General features: G+C 59.2%; 15 protein-coding genes. 5 read left to right on the plus strand and 10 right to left on the minus strand.

Annotation, left to right across the window (positions count from 1 at the left end):
- Positions 1 to 54: 54 nt before the first annotated feature.
- The 3 genes from NV64_RS16045 to NV64_RS16055 are packed head-to-tail and all read right to left on the minus strand — an operon-like array spanning position 55 to position 4113.
- Positions 55 to 1560 (minus strand): sugar ABC transporter ATP-binding protein, encoded by a 1506-nt coding sequence (locus NV64_RS16045; RefSeq protein ID WP_101506305.1) that lies wholly within the window; start codon positions 1558 to 1560, stop codon positions 55 to 57.
- Positions 1557 to 3074, minus strand: coding sequence for a xylulokinase (gene xylB, locus NV64_RS16050; protein WP_056238647.1), 1518 nt, complete (start codon positions 3072 to 3074; stop codon positions 1557 to 1559). The genes NV64_RS16045 and xylB overlap by 4 nt, the downstream gene beginning before the upstream one ends.
- 4 nt (positions 3075 to 3078) lie before the next feature.
- On the minus strand, positions 3079 to 4113 hold the full coding sequence (locus NV64_RS16055; RefSeq protein WP_056238653.1) for an NAD(P)-dependent alcohol dehydrogenase: 1035 nt from the start codon (positions 4111 to 4113) through the stop codon (positions 3079 to 3081).
- 218 nt (positions 4114 to 4331) lie between these two features.
- Between NV64_RS16055 and NV64_RS16060 the strand changes: the two genes are divergently transcribed.
- Together NV64_RS16060 and NV64_RS16065 are read left to right on the plus strand one after the other, a co-directional pair.
- Entirely contained in the window at positions 4332 to 4910 is a 579-nt protein-coding gene (locus NV64_RS16060; RefSeq protein ID WP_056238656.1) for a hypothetical protein, read from the plus strand.
- Between the two features lie 56 nt (positions 4911 to 4966).
- On the plus strand, positions 4967 to 5968 hold the full coding sequence (locus NV64_RS16065) for a LacI family DNA-binding transcriptional regulator (RefSeq protein ID WP_056238661.1): 1002 nt from the start codon (positions 4967 to 4969) through the stop codon (positions 5966 to 5968).
- Positions 5969 to 6058: 90 nt separating this feature from the next.
- Here the strand turns inward: NV64_RS16065 and NV64_RS16070 are convergent, their stop codons facing one another.
- The 5 genes from NV64_RS16070 to NV64_RS24145 form a co-directional block, all read right to left on the minus strand.
- Complete coding sequence (locus tag NV64_RS16070; protein ID WP_056238664.1) at positions 6059 to 6973, minus strand: nucleotidyl transferase AbiEii/AbiGii toxin family protein; 915 nt, start codon at positions 6971 to 6973, stop codon at positions 6059 to 6061.
- 6 nt (positions 6974 to 6979) lie between these two features.
- Positions 6980 to 7753: a type IV toxin-antitoxin system AbiEi family antitoxin domain-containing protein gene (locus NV64_RS16075; protein ID WP_056238666.1), complete on the minus strand. Its 774-nt coding sequence runs from the start codon at positions 7751 to 7753 to the stop codon at positions 6980 to 6982.
- Positions 7754 to 8006: 253 nt separating this feature from the next.
- Positions 8007 to 9086, minus strand: coding sequence for an LPS export ABC transporter permease LptG (lptG, locus tag NV64_RS16080; RefSeq protein ID WP_101506306.1), 1080 nt, complete (start codon positions 9084 to 9086; stop codon positions 8007 to 8009).
- Entirely contained in the window at positions 9083 to 10150 is a 1068-nt protein-coding gene (gene lptF, locus NV64_RS16085; protein WP_101506307.1) for an LPS export ABC transporter permease LptF, read from the minus strand. The genes lptG and lptF overlap by 4 nt, the downstream gene beginning before the upstream one ends.
- Positions 10147 to 10341 carry a hypothetical protein gene (locus NV64_RS24145; protein WP_158239900.1) on the minus strand — a complete coding sequence of 65 codons (195 nt, stop codon included), beginning with the start codon at positions 10339 to 10341 and terminating at the stop codon, positions 10147 to 10149. The genes lptF and NV64_RS24145 overlap by 4 nt, the downstream gene beginning before the upstream one ends.
- A 224-nt stretch (positions 10342 to 10565) precedes the next feature.
- Here NV64_RS24145 and NV64_RS16090 point away from each other — a divergent pair, with 224 nt between their 5' ends.
- Genes NV64_RS16090 through NV64_RS16100 form a run of 3 tightly spaced genes read left to right on the plus strand, consistent with a single transcriptional unit; the run spans position 10566 to position 13302 of the window.
- Positions 10566 to 11903: a lipopolysaccharide biosynthesis protein gene (locus NV64_RS16090; RefSeq protein WP_101506308.1), complete on the plus strand. Its 1338-nt coding sequence runs from the start codon at positions 10566 to 10568 to the stop codon at positions 11901 to 11903.
- Complete coding sequence (locus NV64_RS16095) at positions 11900 to 12751, plus strand: hypothetical protein (protein ID WP_101506309.1); 852 nt, start codon at positions 11900 to 11902, stop codon at positions 12749 to 12751. Before NV64_RS16090 ends, NV64_RS16095 begins: the two co-directional genes overlap by 4 nt.
- Positions 12748 to 13302, plus strand: a complete 555-nt coding sequence (locus NV64_RS16100; protein WP_101506310.1) for a YtfJ family protein — start codon at positions 12748 to 12750, stop codon at positions 13300 to 13302. Before NV64_RS16095 ends, NV64_RS16100 begins: the two co-directional genes overlap by 4 nt.
- Before the next feature lie 175 nt (positions 13303 to 13477).
- On the opposite strand, the gene NV64_RS16105 is transcribed toward NV64_RS16100, so the two are convergent.
- Together NV64_RS16105 and NV64_RS16110 are read right to left on the minus strand one after the other, a co-directional pair.
- On the minus strand, positions 13478 to 14647 hold the full coding sequence (locus NV64_RS16105) for an aminotransferase class I/II-fold pyridoxal phosphate-dependent enzyme (protein WP_056238688.1): 1170 nt from the start codon (positions 14645 to 14647) through the stop codon (positions 13478 to 13480).
- Positions 14634 to 14894 (minus strand): acyl carrier protein, encoded by a 261-nt coding sequence (locus tag NV64_RS16110; protein WP_056239688.1) that lies wholly within the window; start codon positions 14892 to 14894, stop codon positions 14634 to 14636. Before NV64_RS16110 ends, NV64_RS16105 begins: the two co-directional genes overlap by 14 nt.
- Positions 14895 to 14899 lie beyond the last annotated feature (5 nt).

The raw sequence follows: 14899 nt of genomic DNA on the forward strand, positions 1-14899 counted from the left end.
AAAGGACAGCCCGGGCGTTAAGGAATGGGTGGTCGTCATTTTATTATCTCTCTGTTAAACCGCGAGTTTCATCAGTTCTGTCTGGGTGGCTTCCGCTGCCGACAGCTCGCCTGCCAGCTCACCGTCGCGGAACACCAGGATGCGATCGCTCATGCCGATGATCTCCGCCAGCTCGGACGACACCATAATGATCCCCTTATTTTTCAGGGCAAAGTCCGACATAAAGCGGTAGATCTCCTTCTTGGCACCGACGTCAATGCCGCGCGTCGGCTCGTCCAGCAGCAGTACTTCCGGGTCGAGCAGCGCCCAGCGACCCAGCACCACCTTCTGCTGATTGCCGCCGCTGAGGTTACCGACCGGCTGCTCGCCGTCGTGGGTTTTGACGTTAAAGCGCTGGATCATGTCAGCGGTGCGCGCCTGCTCCTGTTTGTGGTCGATAAACCCGGCGCGGCTCACCGCAGAGAGCGAGGCGATATTGATGTTCTCGCTGACCGAGCGGCACAGCACCAGCCCGCTCTCCTTACGATCTTCGGTAACGTAGGCGATGCCGCTGGCGATCGACTGCTTCGGCGAGTGGCGGGCGAGGGTTTTCTCCCCGAGGCGGATGGTGCCGCTGTCGGCGTGTTCGATGCCGAAGATCAGATCGAGAAACTCGCTGCGCCCGGAACCCACCAGGCCGTAGATGCCGAGGATCTCGCCGCGGCGCAGCTGCAGGCTGATATCCTTGATCCGGTGGCGCCAGCGCAGGTTATTGACCTCCATCATCACCTCGCTGCCGGGGCGGTTAAACTTGGCGAACTCGCTGTCATACTCGCCGCCGATGATGTGTTCAATCAGCTGCTCGCGGGTGATATCGGCGATAAAGCCTTCGTGCACCCAGGCACCGTCGCGGAAGATGGTGTAGCTGTCGGCGATCTGGAAGATCTCCGACAGACGATGCGAGACGTAGATAATGCCTTTGCCTTTCGCCGCCAGCCGCCTGAGGGTCTGGAAGATCTTCTGCGCATCCTCCTCGCCGATCGCCGAGGTCGGCTCATCCATAATGATGATGTCGGCGTTGGCGTGGGAGAGCGCCTTGGCGATTTCAACCAGCTGCTGCTCGGCAACGCTTAAATTGCGCATCTTCTCGGTGGCGCTGATATGAAAATCCAGCTCAGCCAGCAGGGCAGTGGTACGCCTGTTCAGAGTGGCGAAATCCACAAAGCCAAAGCGCTGCGGTTCGCGGCCCAGCCAGATATTCTCCGCCACCGTCAGGTCGGGAATGGCGCTCAGCTCCTGCTGGACGATGGCCACCCCGGCGCGCAGCGCGTCTTTCGGGTGGTGAAACTCGCAGCGCTCGCCGTTGATAAAGATGTCGCCGCCGTCCGGCTGGATAAAGCCCATCAGAATGCTGAGAAAGGTCGACTTGCCGGCGCCGTTGCCGCCGCACAGCGCGTGGATCGAGCCTCTGCGCAGGTTGAACTCGGCGTTTTTCAGCGCCACCACCGGCCCGAAGGCCTTCCTGACCCCGCTGACCTCCAGCAGGTAAGCGGATTGTTGCGTTTGCGGATCGCGGGTCACGGCTGAACCTCCGGGTAAGACTGCTGCAGGCGCTGCAGATAGCGCTGATAAAGGGTGTCGTATTCGGCCTGGCGCGCGGCGTCCGGCTCGGTGCGGGTGGCCGGATCCAGGGCGACAAAGCGCTGACAGAGTCTGGCCAGCAGCGGGCTGAACGGTGGCGTGTGTTCATCCGCCAGCGCTGTCATCCACATCGCCTGAATCGCCCCGCCCAGCGCGGCCGCTTCGCCGACCTGCAGGCAGATCACCGGGCAGCCCATCACGTCGGCGACGATCTGCCGCCACGCCGCGCTGCGCGAGCCGCCGCCGGTCAGGCGGATTTCACTCACCGTTATTCCCTGCTGGCGGAACAGCTCAATGCCGTAGCGCAGGCCGTAGGTGGCGCTCTCCACCACCGCCCGCACCAGGTTGGCGCGGGTAAAGTTGTCGCTGCCGAGGTTGTGCAGGCTGGCGCGGGCGTGCGGCAGCGGCGGTACGCGTTCGCCGTTAAAGAACGGCAGCATCTCCACGCCGCCGGCGCCCGGCGCGGCCTGCTCCAGCAGCCGGTTAAAGCCGGCGATATCTTCCTGCAGCAGGGTCTGCACCGTGCTGGTCGCTGAGGTGACGTTCATAGTGCAGATCAGCGGCAGCCAGCCATTATCGCTGGAACAGAAACCGGCCACCTCCGCAGAGGGCGAGGCCAGCGGTTCCGGCGACCAGGCGAACAGCGTGCCGGAGGTGCCGAGGCTGAGCGTGACCACCCCGGGGGCGATGGTGCCGGAGCCGATGGCGCTCATCATATTGTCGCCGCCGCCGGTGGCAACGCGGGTGGCCGGGGAGAGCCCCAGCGCCGCCGCCGCTTCCGGCCGCAGGGTACCGATGCACTGTCCGGCGCTGAGCAGCGGCGGCAGGGCGTTCCACAGGCGGCCGCTGTCGTCGATCAGCTCCACCGTGCGGCGGTCCCACTGACGGCTGCGCACGTCGAGCAGTCCGGTGCCGGAGGCATCACCATACTCGGCGACCCGTTCGCCGGTCAGCCAGAAGTTGAGATAGTCGTGTGGCAGCAGCACGCTGTGCAGCTGCGCCCACTTTTCGGGATGATGCTGTCTGAACCAGAGAATTTTCGAGGCGGTATAACCGGTGGCCGGCAGCAGCCCGAGCTGCGCCAGCGCAGCCGGGACGCCGCCCAGTGCGGCGATCAGCTGCTGATTTTCAGCGTCGGTTTCGGTATCGCACCACAGCTTCACGTTGTGCAGCACCTTGCCCTGCTCATCCAGCGGCACGAAACCGTGCTGCTGGCCGGAAACGCCCAGCGCCACGATATCCGCCGCCGCCACGCCGGCCGCGGCCACCGCCTGATGAAAGGCGCTAATCAGCGCCTCAATCCACCAGTCGGCCTGCTGCTCGCGGCGACCGCTGGCGTCGGCAATCAGCTGATGTGCCGCGCTGCCCTCACCGAGCAGGGTGCCTGTATCGCCATCGACGATGACCACCTTGGTGCCCTGGGTGCCGCAGTCGATGCCTGCATAAAGCGCCATCTGCTTACTCCATCTCCAGCATGATTTTGATATCAGAGGCGTTACCGGCTGCGGCGCGATCGAAGGCGGCAACGCTGTCGGCAAACTTGTAGGTCTGACTGATCAGCGGGGTAACCCGCAGCCTGCCGCTGCTCAGCAGGCGCAGGGTGCGCGGGTACATGTTGGCGTAGCGGAAAATGGTTTTGAAGGTGATCTCTTTGGCCTGCGCGGCGACGATATCCATCGGCGCGGCGTCAACCGGCATGCCCACCAGCACCGCCGTAGCTCCCGGTGCGGCGTGTTCGGCCACCCCGGCAATCGCCGGTTTGGCACCGCTGCACTCGAAGACGATATCCACGCCGTTACCGCTGGTCAGCGCCGCTACCTTGCCCGCCAGCTCGCCGGATTTGATGTTCACCGCGTGCAGACCGTCGTAGTTGGCGGCAACCGCCAGCTTTTCATCAAACAGATCGCAGATGATCACGTCAGAGCAGCCGCCTGCCAGCGCCGCCAGCGCGGTGACCACGCCGATCGGACCGGCACCGATCACCAGTGCGATATCGCCCGGCTTAATGCCCGCTTTGGTGGCGGCATGCATGCCGATCGCCAGCGGCTCGACCATCGCCCCCTCGGCAAAGCTGACGTTGTCCGGCAGCTTAAAGGTAAAAGCGGCGGGGTGGATGACGCTTTCGCGCAGGCAGCCGTGTACCGGCGGGGTGGCCCAGAAGCGCACAGCCGGGTCAAGGTTATAGATGCCGGAGCGGGTCTGCGCCGAGTTCATATCCGGAATGCCCGGCTCCATGCATACCCGGTCGCCGGGCTGCAGGTGAGTGACGTTGCTGCCTACCGCCAGCACCACGCCGGAAGCCTCGTGGCCGAGCACCATCGGTGCCCTGACCACAAACGGCCCGATGCGCCCGTGCTGGTAATAGTGCACATCGCTGCCGCAGATCCCCACCGAGTGGATTTTGATCTGCACATCATCCTGACCCAGCACCTCGTCAAACTCGCGATCTTCAATGGCGATCTTACCGGCTTCTGCCAACACTAACGCTTTCATAATGGCCTCTCTGAATGCATTTATATGGTATCGATATCATTTTAATGCGCTCATCCTGGCGTAATATTCCGCTGAAAACTGTGATCGACTTAGAGTTTTCTGAGCAAACATTCGCAGCGGCGGTGGGCGTATTCAGAGGATAGAGAGCAGGATCACAGAATCGCAGGGGTAATGACGGGTCTAATGATACCGATACCGTTAATCACTCAGAGGTAACCATGACTTCAGCTTCCGATGCCGTCTCACAGACGCTGCATTACCTGCAGCGGGCCAGCATTGTGCTCACCGAACAGGAGCGCCAGCGCATTGAAATCGCGGGCTTTGGCCTGAACGATCCGGCCTCCGGCCTGCAGCTGCTGACCTACGCCAACTCGCCGCGCTACTGCGCCAAAGAGCTGGTGCTGTTCCCGCGCCAGACCTGTCCGGAGCATCTGCATCCGCCGTTTGACGGCACGCCGGGCAAGCAGGAGACCTTCCGCTGCCGCTGGGGGGAGGTGTATCTGTTTGTGGATGACGACAGCCTGACGCCTAACGACGCCGGCGGTGAACCGGTGTGCCGGGTGCCCCCCGGATCGGAAGCCTGGTACGGCTGCACCCGCTATATCCTGCTGCGCCCCGGCGAGCAGTACACCATTGCCCCCAATACCCGCCACTGGTTCCAGGCCGGGGAGCAGGGCGCGGTGGTGTCGGAGTTCTCTTCCGAAAGCCGCGATGAGCTGGATATTTTCACCGACCCGCGGATTAACCGCCTGGCGGGCATAATCTCTGATAGCACCGCTTTAGCGGATCTGTCATGATGTCAGCAATGATACAAAATGATGCTTAATCGTGTGGGTTAACTAAGGAGTTGCATTTGGCTGTGGCGCGGGGAAAAAAGGCAACGCTGGCCAGCGTTGCCGCGCAGGCAAACGTCAGTAAAATTACCGCTTCAAGGGCGTTTTCGCAGCCGGACAAGGTGCACCCGGAGACCCTGCAGCGCATTCTGGCAACGGCAGAGCAGCTGGGCTACGTAGTGAATACCGCCGCCCGCAGCCTGCGGGCAAAAAGCAGTAAGACCATCGGCATCGTTAATCCGGATATGGCTAACCCGTTCTTCGGCGGCCTGACCCGGCTAATGACCCTGGAAGCGCAGAAGCTGGGCTACGACACGCTGGTGTTTGACTCTTATGAATCGCAGGAGACGGAGAACAGCATCATCGACCGGCTGATGGGCTATAACGTTGATGCGATCATCCTGTCGGTGATCTCCAACGATCTCCACTATCGCCCGGCCTATCTGCAGCGTCTGGAGACGCTGAACATCCCGGTGGTGCTGGTGGATCGTGAGCTGGACGCCGGCTGGTGCAGCGGCGTCTATATCGATAACCTCGACTGTGGCCTGCAGGCTGGCCGCTGGCTGCTGGAGCAGCAGGTGCAGCGGGTGGTGGTGGTTTCTGGCCCGGAAAATTCCAACGTGGCGCGCGAAAGGGTGATCGGCCTGCAGGCGGCGCTGCAGGGCAGGATAGCCTCCTTTGAAGTGCTGCACGCGGACTTCTTTATGGATGCCGCCTGGCAGGAGACCCGCCGCTGGCTGACGGACAACCCGGCACCGGACTATTTTGTCGGCTGCAATAACCAGATCTCGCTGGGGATTATCAAAGCCTGCATCGAGCACAAGCTGGCGCTGACGCAGCAGGTGTCACTGTTCAGCATCGACGAGGTGGCCAATGCCGGTATCTACGGCTTCCACTTCCCCTGCATCACCCATGATTTACAGGAGATCGCCTGGCAGGCGCTGAACCTGGCGATCCGTCGGGTCGGCGAGCAGGAGAGTAAGGCCGGCAAGGTAGTGGTACGGGGCAGGGTGGTGCCGTAAGCGGTTAGCCAGTGCAATGACGTCTGGGTGAATAACGGTTAATACGGTGTCTCGCGCAGAAGCTGATTTAGCCGATATTCCCACATTGATCTAAACGCCCAGGACATCACGCAGTTTTGCCAGTGCATCAGCATGTTTTTCCACTGGCATTTTTGCAAGGTTTTGCAGTTTCCAGCGTACTGCTGGCAACTGCTCAACCCCTTGCAGCCCCAGTAGTGTCCACACGGGTTGTCGGTTTTTAAAGGAGAGTAAAAACGACCGCTCTTCGCTGGTCATTGACTGATTAATCAGTTCAACTATTTTTTGCCGTGCCGTAGACAGTTCTGCCAGAGGAACATCAACCTCTGCCATGTGACGAAACTCACCCTCATAAAGTGCAGATATGTCGATGAAACGAGGCCTCAGGAGCTCGGCGACAGGGCGCGGATGACTGATTATATAAACCAGCAGCGCTTTCCTAAGTTCATCGGAGAATCCCTCATTGTCCAACAGCAGTTTTACGTCGAAGAGATCTCGGGGGTGCTGGCGATCGAGTGCGGCGCAGATTTTTCCTGCATAAAGGTCGGAAAATGACACTACCGGCATCTCTGCAAAACCAAACTCATCCTCCACCGCGTGGCTCACCGCAAGCATTTCCGGATCATAGACAGTTCCGCGTAACACGGGTGAGAGTTCGATTTTTACCTGAACCCCTCCGTGGGCAATATTCAGCCGCAACGCATCTCTTTTGTCGTCGTAAGATTTGCTGACCTGGCTGCACCGAATTTCTGTCAGAATCGCCGTGGCTATTTCATCAAGTGCCGTTTTGATTCTGCCCAGTGAGGTATCGCGATTCATCACCGGCAGAAATACCAGATCGATGTCCACCGACAGACGCGGCAATTCCCGAACAAAAAGATTGATGGCCGTACCGCCTTTAAGTGCAAAGCAGTCATGTGCTGCAATAAACGGGATGAGCTTTAATAAAAGCTGTACCTGACGGTAGTAGAGGCTGCTTCTGTCCATTGATGATTACAACTCCTTTGGTACGGTGATGCTCCACGTCCTGTCCAGACGGCCTGATTTGGCAATTTCCCGCTTACCGGAACCAAAATCATAGCTGTCAGGCGTGAGGTATTTAAGCCAGGCATGATTATGGCGCTGAGCCAGCCACATAAACAATCGCTTGATCTTAATACTGCGGCACGCCTTCAGTAAAACATTGAGCCGCCGTGGTGAGAGAGTCGACATTCCCTGCATGAGTTGATCCGCATGCTCAAAACTGACGCTGTCCGGAACGTTAGCTAGCAGTTCCAGCATCGCCATTTCTGGCGTTGAGTAGAACATCGGGGGAAGTGAAGGCTGCCACTGGTTTTCTTGCATAAAGGGGCTGTTTTCCATAACCGATGCAGGCCACAGGCGTTTTGTACTGTACCAGCTAAACCGTGCGTTGAGCTCAATCCTGTGCAGCCAGGTCGGAAGCGGCTCAGAAGAATAGAGCGCCACCAGTGCGACTTTTGCTCTCGATTGATAGTGGGACAGTCCTGCAATATCAAGCGCCGTAAGTCCACCAACATGTAGCGGTATATCGCTCATACGTTGCAGTGAGGCGATGACCCCTTGCCAGCTGACTTGAATGGTATCACGAACATAAACCCCAACAGCCAGTGGCACCAATGTTCGGTTTTTAACTGCATTATCAATAAAATGCAGGCTAAGACCCTGTGTGATGAGCCATGACTTGGTTGCTACCAGTCCCGATGGCAGCAGCGTTTTAAGTAAGGTCCTTGATTTCGTATTGAGCACGTTTGCCTCTGGTTTATAGCCTAATATTTATACGGCGATTATTGCCGTATATTTTAATTTTGGCAAACCTTTGAGCGACTTTGGTTTGTTGAAGTTTATTTTTACGGCGATAGTCGCCGTGATATTTGAATTTTATAAACTAAGGATCACAGATCATCTGCCGACTGTCGCATTTGAAGGCGGGCAGTCGGGCAGGCACGGTTAACGTTAAAAGTAGGATCCAGCAGTTATCCGCTGAGCTGCATTGAGCCCGCTAAGGTTTCCTGTTAACCCGAGCGACCAGCAACAGCGCGACGATCAGCATCAACAGTGACGGCCCGAGTGCGGTAAGAGCCGGGTTAAACGCCAGCAGCAGCCCTAAATTAATCACAATCTGCACGAAGATCCAGGTCAGCAGGCCGACAATCACCCCCAGCGACAGACGACTGCCCATCCCCGGCGTTCGCGGATGGCCAAAGGTGAAGGGAAGGGCCAGTAAGATCATCGCCAGCAGCAGCAGCGGCCGTGCGGGTTTCTGCCACAGGGCAATCTGGTACTGCGCGGCGGGCTGTGCCGTATGCTGCAGCCAGGCGATATATTGCCTGAGCTGAGAGACGGTGAAGCTGTCGGTGGGCAGAGAGAGCGTCTGCAGATTGTTGCCGGGAAACAGCGATTGCCAGGGTAAAACCGGTTGAGTGACCATCGACTCTTTCCCCCCTGACCACTCTTTCCGCCGGGCATGATGCAGTATCCAGGTGGCACCCTCTGCAAGGGTGGCCGTCCCGGCATACACATAGCTGCGCAGTGAAAAGTCGGCGTTGTAGTAAAATATCTCAATGCCCTCCGGCTGGCCCTGCGTATCGACGCTCTTCACCCTGACAAATTCATTATCCCGCCGCGCCCACAGCGCACCCTGTGACGCTTCACCGTTGAGGCCGTTTGCCAGCGCCCGGTTCTTCAGCGTTTGCGCGCGCTGCTGCAGCGGTGACGCCACCCACTCATCAACGGCGGCCAGCGAAGCGGTAAAAATCGCGCCGGCCGACAGGGCGGCCAGCGCAATGCGGGTCACTGAATAACCGGCCATGCGGATGGCGGTCATCTCCTGGCTGGCAGAGAGCTGCCCCAGCCCGACAATGCCGCCCAGCAGCGCAATAAACGGGCTCAGGTTAACGATAACCCGGGGTACGCGCATCAGCACCACGGCCAGCGCCTGCGTCCAGTGATAGCCCCGGGCACTGACGTCTTCCAGTTCAGAAATAAAATCAAAGAGGGTAAAAAGCGGGACCAGTAGCGCGGCCGCGGCTAAAAATCCGATAAAAATGTGGCGCACCAGATAACGACTGACGAGTTTCATCGGGAGAAGATCGGCAACAGGCCGAAGTCACGCGCTGACAGGGCCGACACGCCCAACAGCATCAGCAGTGAAAACAGCCATACGCCGGGCATGACGGGCAGGGTGCCCGTGGCGACCAGCGTACGGCAGACGTTACCGCCAAAAAAAATCAGGGTAAACACCAGCGCCAGCGGTAACAGAGTGGTGAACCGCCCCTGGCGTGGCTTCAGGCGGCTGAGCGAAACCGCCATCAGCGCCATTAACAGGGTGGTGATGCCGCGGCTCTCCCGCCACTGCAGCTCAGCTGCATCGGTCGGGGAAGAAGAGGCTACCAGCTGCCGCACGGAGAGGGATTTACTGCGCGCATCGTCATCCGGCTTCGCCGGCGTAGGGTACAGCTGCAGACGTTGATAGATATGCTGGTTATCTGCCATGCCGTGGTGGTCAAGGGTGTAAGCCGATCCGGCCAGCAGCGTCACTACCGGCACGCCGTCGGGCCAGGCGACGCTGGCCGAGCGGGCCCGCAGTACCGTAGTCACATTCGCCGTGCTGCGGTAGATCAGCGTGTCAGACAGATGATTCAGGTTTCGGTCAACCTGCTGCGCCAGGATCATGCTGCCGTTATCATCCAGATTAAATTTTTGTGCCTGCAGATGGCCGACGTCCAGCGTCGACTGTGCGTCCTGCCGCAGCAGGTCGATCTGCGCATAGGCCCACGGACGGCCAACCATCGACAGGGCGGTGACCAGCATCGCCAGCGGTACTGCCAGCATGAGTACCGCTTTATAGATGCGCAGCGGGCTGATGCCGGCGGCAAAAAGCGCGGTGATCTCACTGTTACTGTAGAGCTGGCCCAGCGCCACGGCGGCCGCCACGTACAGGCCGACCGGCAGCAGCATCTCCAGCGCAATAACCACCTTATAAAAAACGATCGCCGCGACCGCTTTCAGTGCCAGGGTGCCATTTGCCGCCTCGGTCAGATAACGTTGCGCAGAATAGATGGCAAAAATAAAGATCAGGAAACCGACGATAACCATCACCAGGCGGCGGATCTCACGCATAATATAGTGCTCAATAAGATTCATATTTCCCGCTGGTTTAGTCCCGATGCTGGCGGCAGAAGCCGCGGCTGTTTTTGAGGCAACAGAATGAAGCGGTTAACGGAGGCAATATGTTCATAAGGTGCTAATTTTTCATTCATCTGGTGACAATCTGTAAATAACCAGCGCCTCTGCTTGCCTGCGCGGCGCCTGCGGATTAAAAGCACGATACGCATCTCCTGCCGCACCGACATTATTTATCATTTGCAGCGGATCTTTGACGGTCAGTCAACCTGTTATGAATTAATCAGGTACAACAGTGATGCTTCAGGTAATACGTTTCCGATGAGTACATGACCTGCGGAAATATACTGCGCCATCATGTTATCTAAAAAAAACTCCCCGTTGAGTTTCCTTAATCCGCCCTGGCTAACGCAGCCCGCATAGCAGGTCATTAATGATGAGACGTTGGTTTGCCGATGGTGCATTTCGCACTATTTTACTGAACAGTGCTTTTTTGCTCTCCGGCAATGCGGTGAGCGCACTGTTAGGCCTGCTGGCGCTCTCCTGCGCCGGCAGGGGGATGTCGCCAGAGATGTTTGGCGTGCTGGTGGTGATTCAGGCCTATACCAAAGCCGTCAGCGATCTCGTTAAATTCCAGACCTGGCAGTTTGTGGTGCAGTTCGGCGTGCCGGCGCTGACCCGTCAGGATACGCAGCGCGTGCGGGAGGTCATCACCTTCTCGGTCGGCCTGGATATGTTGAGCAGCGCCGTCGCCGTCGCCGGCGGCATGCTGTTACTGCCGTTTCTCTCCGCCTCGCTGGGGCTGGATGCCAGCAGTTTCCGGCTGGCGCTGCTCTCCTGCACGCTGATCCCCGCCATGGCTTCCTCGACGCCGACCGGTGTTTTACGCGCCTGCGATCGCTTCGACCTGATTGCCATCCAGCAGGCGACTAAACCGCTGCTGCTGGCGCTGGGCAGCGTAGCCTCCCTGCTGACCGGGGCCGGTTTTCCCGGTTTTGTTGCCTCCTGGTATCTTGCTAACGTGGCTGGTGGGTTGCTGTTCTGGTGGCTAGCGGCGCGGGAGCTGCGCCGCAGACGGATCGATAACGCGCTGCGGCCGGCGCTGTTCAGCGTCGGGCGGAAGATTGCCGGTGCCTGGAACTTTGTCTGGACCACCAACCTGTCGCACTCGATCTGGGCGGCGCGCAACTCCTGCAGCACCGTGCTGGTCGGCGTGGTGATCGGGCCGGTTGAGGCCGGGCTGTTTAAAATCGCCATGACCTTTATTGATGCCGCCGGCACCCCGGCCAGACTGCTGGAGAAGAGTTTTTATCCTGAAGTAATGCGTCTGGATCCGGCCAGCCAGCGCCCCTGGCTGCTGGGGCTGCGTGCTGCCCTGCTGGCGGGGGGGATTGGTCTGCTGTTTTCTCTGCTGATGTTAACGCTGGGTGAGTCACTGATCTCACTGATCTTTGGTGATAAGTATCTGGAAACTTACGGCTTAATCCAGATTATGCTAGGGGCGGTGGTGGTATCGATGATCGGCTTTCCGCAGGAATCACTGCTGCTGATGGCGGGTCGCCAACGCCCCTGGTTAGCCGTGCAGGCCCTCGCTTCTGCCGGCTATATTGCGCTGCTGGTAGTGCTGTCACACGTTTACCGGGTGCAGGGCTCGGCCTGCGCTTACCTGGGCGGACAGTGCCTCGAGGTCCTGATGATGCTGATTCTGACCCTGTGGGCCTGGCAACATCGCCGCACGATCCACACCGATACGCCGCTTGAGATAACAAAATGATATTCAAAACCCGACTTAAAACGTTTTCTGCTCAGGCGGTCGAGCTGCTGCTTACAGCGCTGGATGAAGATGACCGCATCGGTGACGCCAGCGGCTTACCGGCAACCCTGGCGGCACCCTGCACCCAGGCGACGATCGAGGATAACTACGCCCTCTGTCTGCAGCTGTGGGAGCAGGGCTTTAGCCGGCGTGAACTGCGCGCGCTGGTCAGAAAAGTGCTCAGAGGGGCAACGCTCACCGAGGCCGAGGGGATGCGCTACAAGAGCATCCGCGCACGCTTCAAGCATCTGCGCTTCGCACAGCGGCTGTATCGCCGGCAGCATGATTCAACGTGGCTGTTGAGGCTGATTACGGTGTTTCTCGGACATTTTCAGGACGCCTTTCGCTACGGCAATAACCAAACGCTGCGCCTGTACGGCACCCTGCTGACCGTTCTCCTCAGCCGCCCGCTGTGGGCGCTGATGCGCTGTACGTTGCGCCATACGCGCCTCGATAACCTGCCGGGGTTTATGCGCCACTGCCAGCAACAGATGCACGAGCTGCGGACGTTGAGCATGAAGCCGCAGCTCACCGGCAGCGAGTTTCACGACGTGCGTAAAATCATCAGCCAGCAGGTCTCCTATTACGACACCCTCAGATCGCTGTACCCGGCGGATCGACAGGCTTACCAGACCTCGCGTTTCCTGGCGAATATCAACGGGCTGATGGGGCAGCGTCATGATGGGATGGTGGCCGACAAGCTCGCCGGCCGCCGCCATTATGACACTCCCGATGCGTTAGATGCGGCGATTAGCCAGCAGCTCCGGCTGCTCACCGGGCACGTCAGCCAGGGATTAGTGCCGGTATGAAGCTGCAAACCGTGCTGCTGTGGGCGCTGCTGATATTGCCGCCGCTGGCACCCGCACAGGATCTGCCGATCGGGCAGCCGCTACCGCCGGTGGCCATCGACGAGTGCGGGGAAATGGTGCTGGAGAACGATGCAATTCACTTGCGACCGTGGAGCAGCGCGCGGTTCGCCGGCAAGGTACGGGTGGTGCAGTATATGGCCGGGCGCAGGTCGGCGAAAAAGAAAAATGCCATCCTGATCAAGGCGATTAAAGCCGCTCGTTTTCCTGCCGATCGCTTTCAGCCCACCACCATCGTGAATACCGCTGACGAACTGTTCGGCAGCGGATTTATCGTGCGCGCGAAGATCGCGAAGAACCAGCGGCGCTATCCCTGGGCGCAGTTTGTCATTGACTGCCAGGGCACGGGCGCGAAAACCTGGCGGCTGGAGGAGCAGAGCTCCACGATTATCGTGCTGGATAAGCAGGGGCGTGTGCGCTGGGTCAAAGACGGTGCCCTGACGCCGCAGGAGGTGAGGCAGGTGATGGGCTTAATCCATCAGCTGATCCGGTAACGGTTATTCTGTAACCTGCGGCCAGTTACCCGCTATCTGTAACCGGTAACCACTTACCCGCTACACGTCATATCCTGTCGGCTATTGGCTATTGGCTAACGGCTATCGGCTATCCGGAGCTGTCCGTACCTCAGTAAACGCTGCTCCCCATTCAGGAAGCAGCGGGGCACGCGCCTTATCTTCTCAGTTCAGCAAACGCCCGGATGATGGCGTCAATCTCGTCATCGCTGTGTGCGGCGTTGACGCTGCAGCGCAGCAGTGTCATTCCTGAGGGCGCTGCCGGTGGCAATACCAGGTTCACATACACGCCTTTGTCGATCAGCCGGCGCCATAACGCCAGTCCAGCCTGCTTAGAGTCGATTATCACCGGCACGATCGGGCTGACGCGTGGCCCCAGCCGGTAGCCGAGTTCTGCCAGCCCGTGACAGAGCCGGCGGGCGTTATGCCACAGCTTTTCACGCAGATGAGGCCTGGCGATGCTGCGCAGCGCGGAGCGTGCCGTGGCAATCCCCGACGGCGAGGGCGAAGCGGTAAAAATGTACGGGCGGCTGCTGTAGCGCAGCACCTCCATCGCCTTATCCCCCACGGCAAAACCGCCAATTGAGGCGAGGCTTTTGCTGAAGGTGCCGAGGATAATATCGACCTCATCCTCTACACCCTGTTCTTCCGCCAGCCCGCGCCCGGTGGCACCCATCACGCCAAAAGAGTGGGCTTCATCGACCAGAATATAGCCGCCGTAGCGGCGTTTGATCCTGACGATTTCCGCCAGCGGGGCCACGTCGCCGAGCATGCTGTAGATGCCTTCAACGATAATCAGCGCCTCGCGCGCGCGCTCACCCAGCCGCACCATCCGCCGTTCAAGATCCTGGGCGTCGTTGTGGCGAAAGCGGATAATCTGCGCCTGGCCGAGCGTACAGGCGTCGTAAATGCTGGCGTGGGAGTCCTCATCAATCAGCACCACCGAATCCGGCGTTGCCAGGGTGCCGATCACCCCCAGGTTGGCGGTATAGCCGGTAGAGAAGACGATCGCCGTGGGTTTATTGAAGAACGCCGCGATCTCCTGCTCCAGCGCCAGATGCGCGCCAAAACTGCCGTTGGCCATCCGCGAGCCGGTGGTACCTGTGCCCTCGGCGGCCAGCGCCGCCTGGCCATCGGCAATGGCCTGCGGGCTGAACGTCAGGCCGAGATAGTTATTGGTGCCGGCCAGAATAATATGGCGATCGCCAATTCGCCCCTGCGTTGCGGAGAAGATCTCATCAATACAGGTGCCAAAGGGATTTAAACCGGAGGCCTGCAGCTGCTTTCTTTCGTCAGCCAGGCGTTCAAAACGGTCAAACAGACCCATTGCATTCCTCCTGGTGTTTCGTAATAGCTTCCAGTAACTGCTCAGGCGTTCTGACATTCAGCAGAATATTAATCGGGATTGAGATATCCAGCCTGTCCTCCAGCAGCATCAGCAGGTTCATTACCTTAATCGATTCGAGCCCGAGTTCATTGACCATGTCACTGTCCGGTCGGATCGGGTGTGTGCCGGCAACCAGCTCCTGCAGGCACTCAAGAATATCGTTCATTACTATTTCGCGTTTTTGCATCATCG

Origin of the sequence: Erwinia sp. B116 (assembly GCF_002865965.1) — a bacterium.
Lineage (GTDB): Bacteria > Pseudomonadota > Gammaproteobacteria > Enterobacterales > Enterobacteriaceae > Erwinia.

Excerpts from the sequence above, each read along its gene's own strand:
- xylB (WP_056238647.1), bottom strand. The coding sequence starts at position 3,074 with ATGGCGCTTTATGCAGGCATCGACTGCGGCACCCAGGGCACCAAGGTG.
- NV64_RS16055 (WP_056238653.1), bottom strand. The coding sequence starts at position 4,113 with ATGAAAGCGTTAGTGTTGGCAGAAGCCGGTAAGATCGCCATTGAAGAT.
- NV64_RS16060 (WP_056238656.1), top strand. The coding sequence starts at position 4,332 with ATGACTTCAGCTTCCGATGCCGTCTCACAGACGCTGCATTACCTGCAG.
- NV64_RS16070 (WP_056238664.1), bottom strand. The coding sequence starts at position 6,973 with ATGGACAGAAGCAGCCTCTACTACCGTCAGGTACAGCTTTTATTAAAG.
- lptG (WP_101506306.1), bottom strand. The coding sequence starts at position 9,086 with ATGAAACTCGTCAGTCGTTATCTGGTGCGCCACATTTTTATCGGATTT.
- lptF (WP_101506307.1), bottom strand. The coding sequence starts at position 10,150 with ATGAATCTTATTGAGCACTATATTATGCGTGAGATCCGCCGCCTGGTG.
- NV64_RS24145 (WP_158239900.1), bottom strand. The coding sequence starts at position 10,341 with ATGCGTATCGTGCTTTTAATCCGCAGGCGCCGCGCAGGCAAGCAGAGG.
- NV64_RS16090 (WP_101506308.1), top strand. The coding sequence starts at position 10,566 with ATGAGACGTTGGTTTGCCGATGGTGCATTTCGCACTATTTTACTGAAC.
- NV64_RS16095 (WP_101506309.1), top strand. The coding sequence starts at position 11,900 with ATGATATTCAAAACCCGACTTAAAACGTTTTCTGCTCAGGCGGTCGAG.
- NV64_RS16100 (WP_101506310.1), top strand. The coding sequence starts at position 12,748 with ATGAAGCTGCAAACCGTGCTGCTGTGGGCGCTGCTGATATTGCCGCCG.
- NV64_RS16105 (WP_056238688.1), bottom strand. The coding sequence starts at position 14,647 with ATGGGTCTGTTTGACCGTTTTGAACGCCTGGCTGACGAAAGAAAGCAG.
- NV64_RS16110 (WP_056239688.1), bottom strand. The coding sequence starts at position 14,894 with ATGCAAAAACGCGAAATAGTAATGAACGATATTCTTGAGTGCCTGCAG.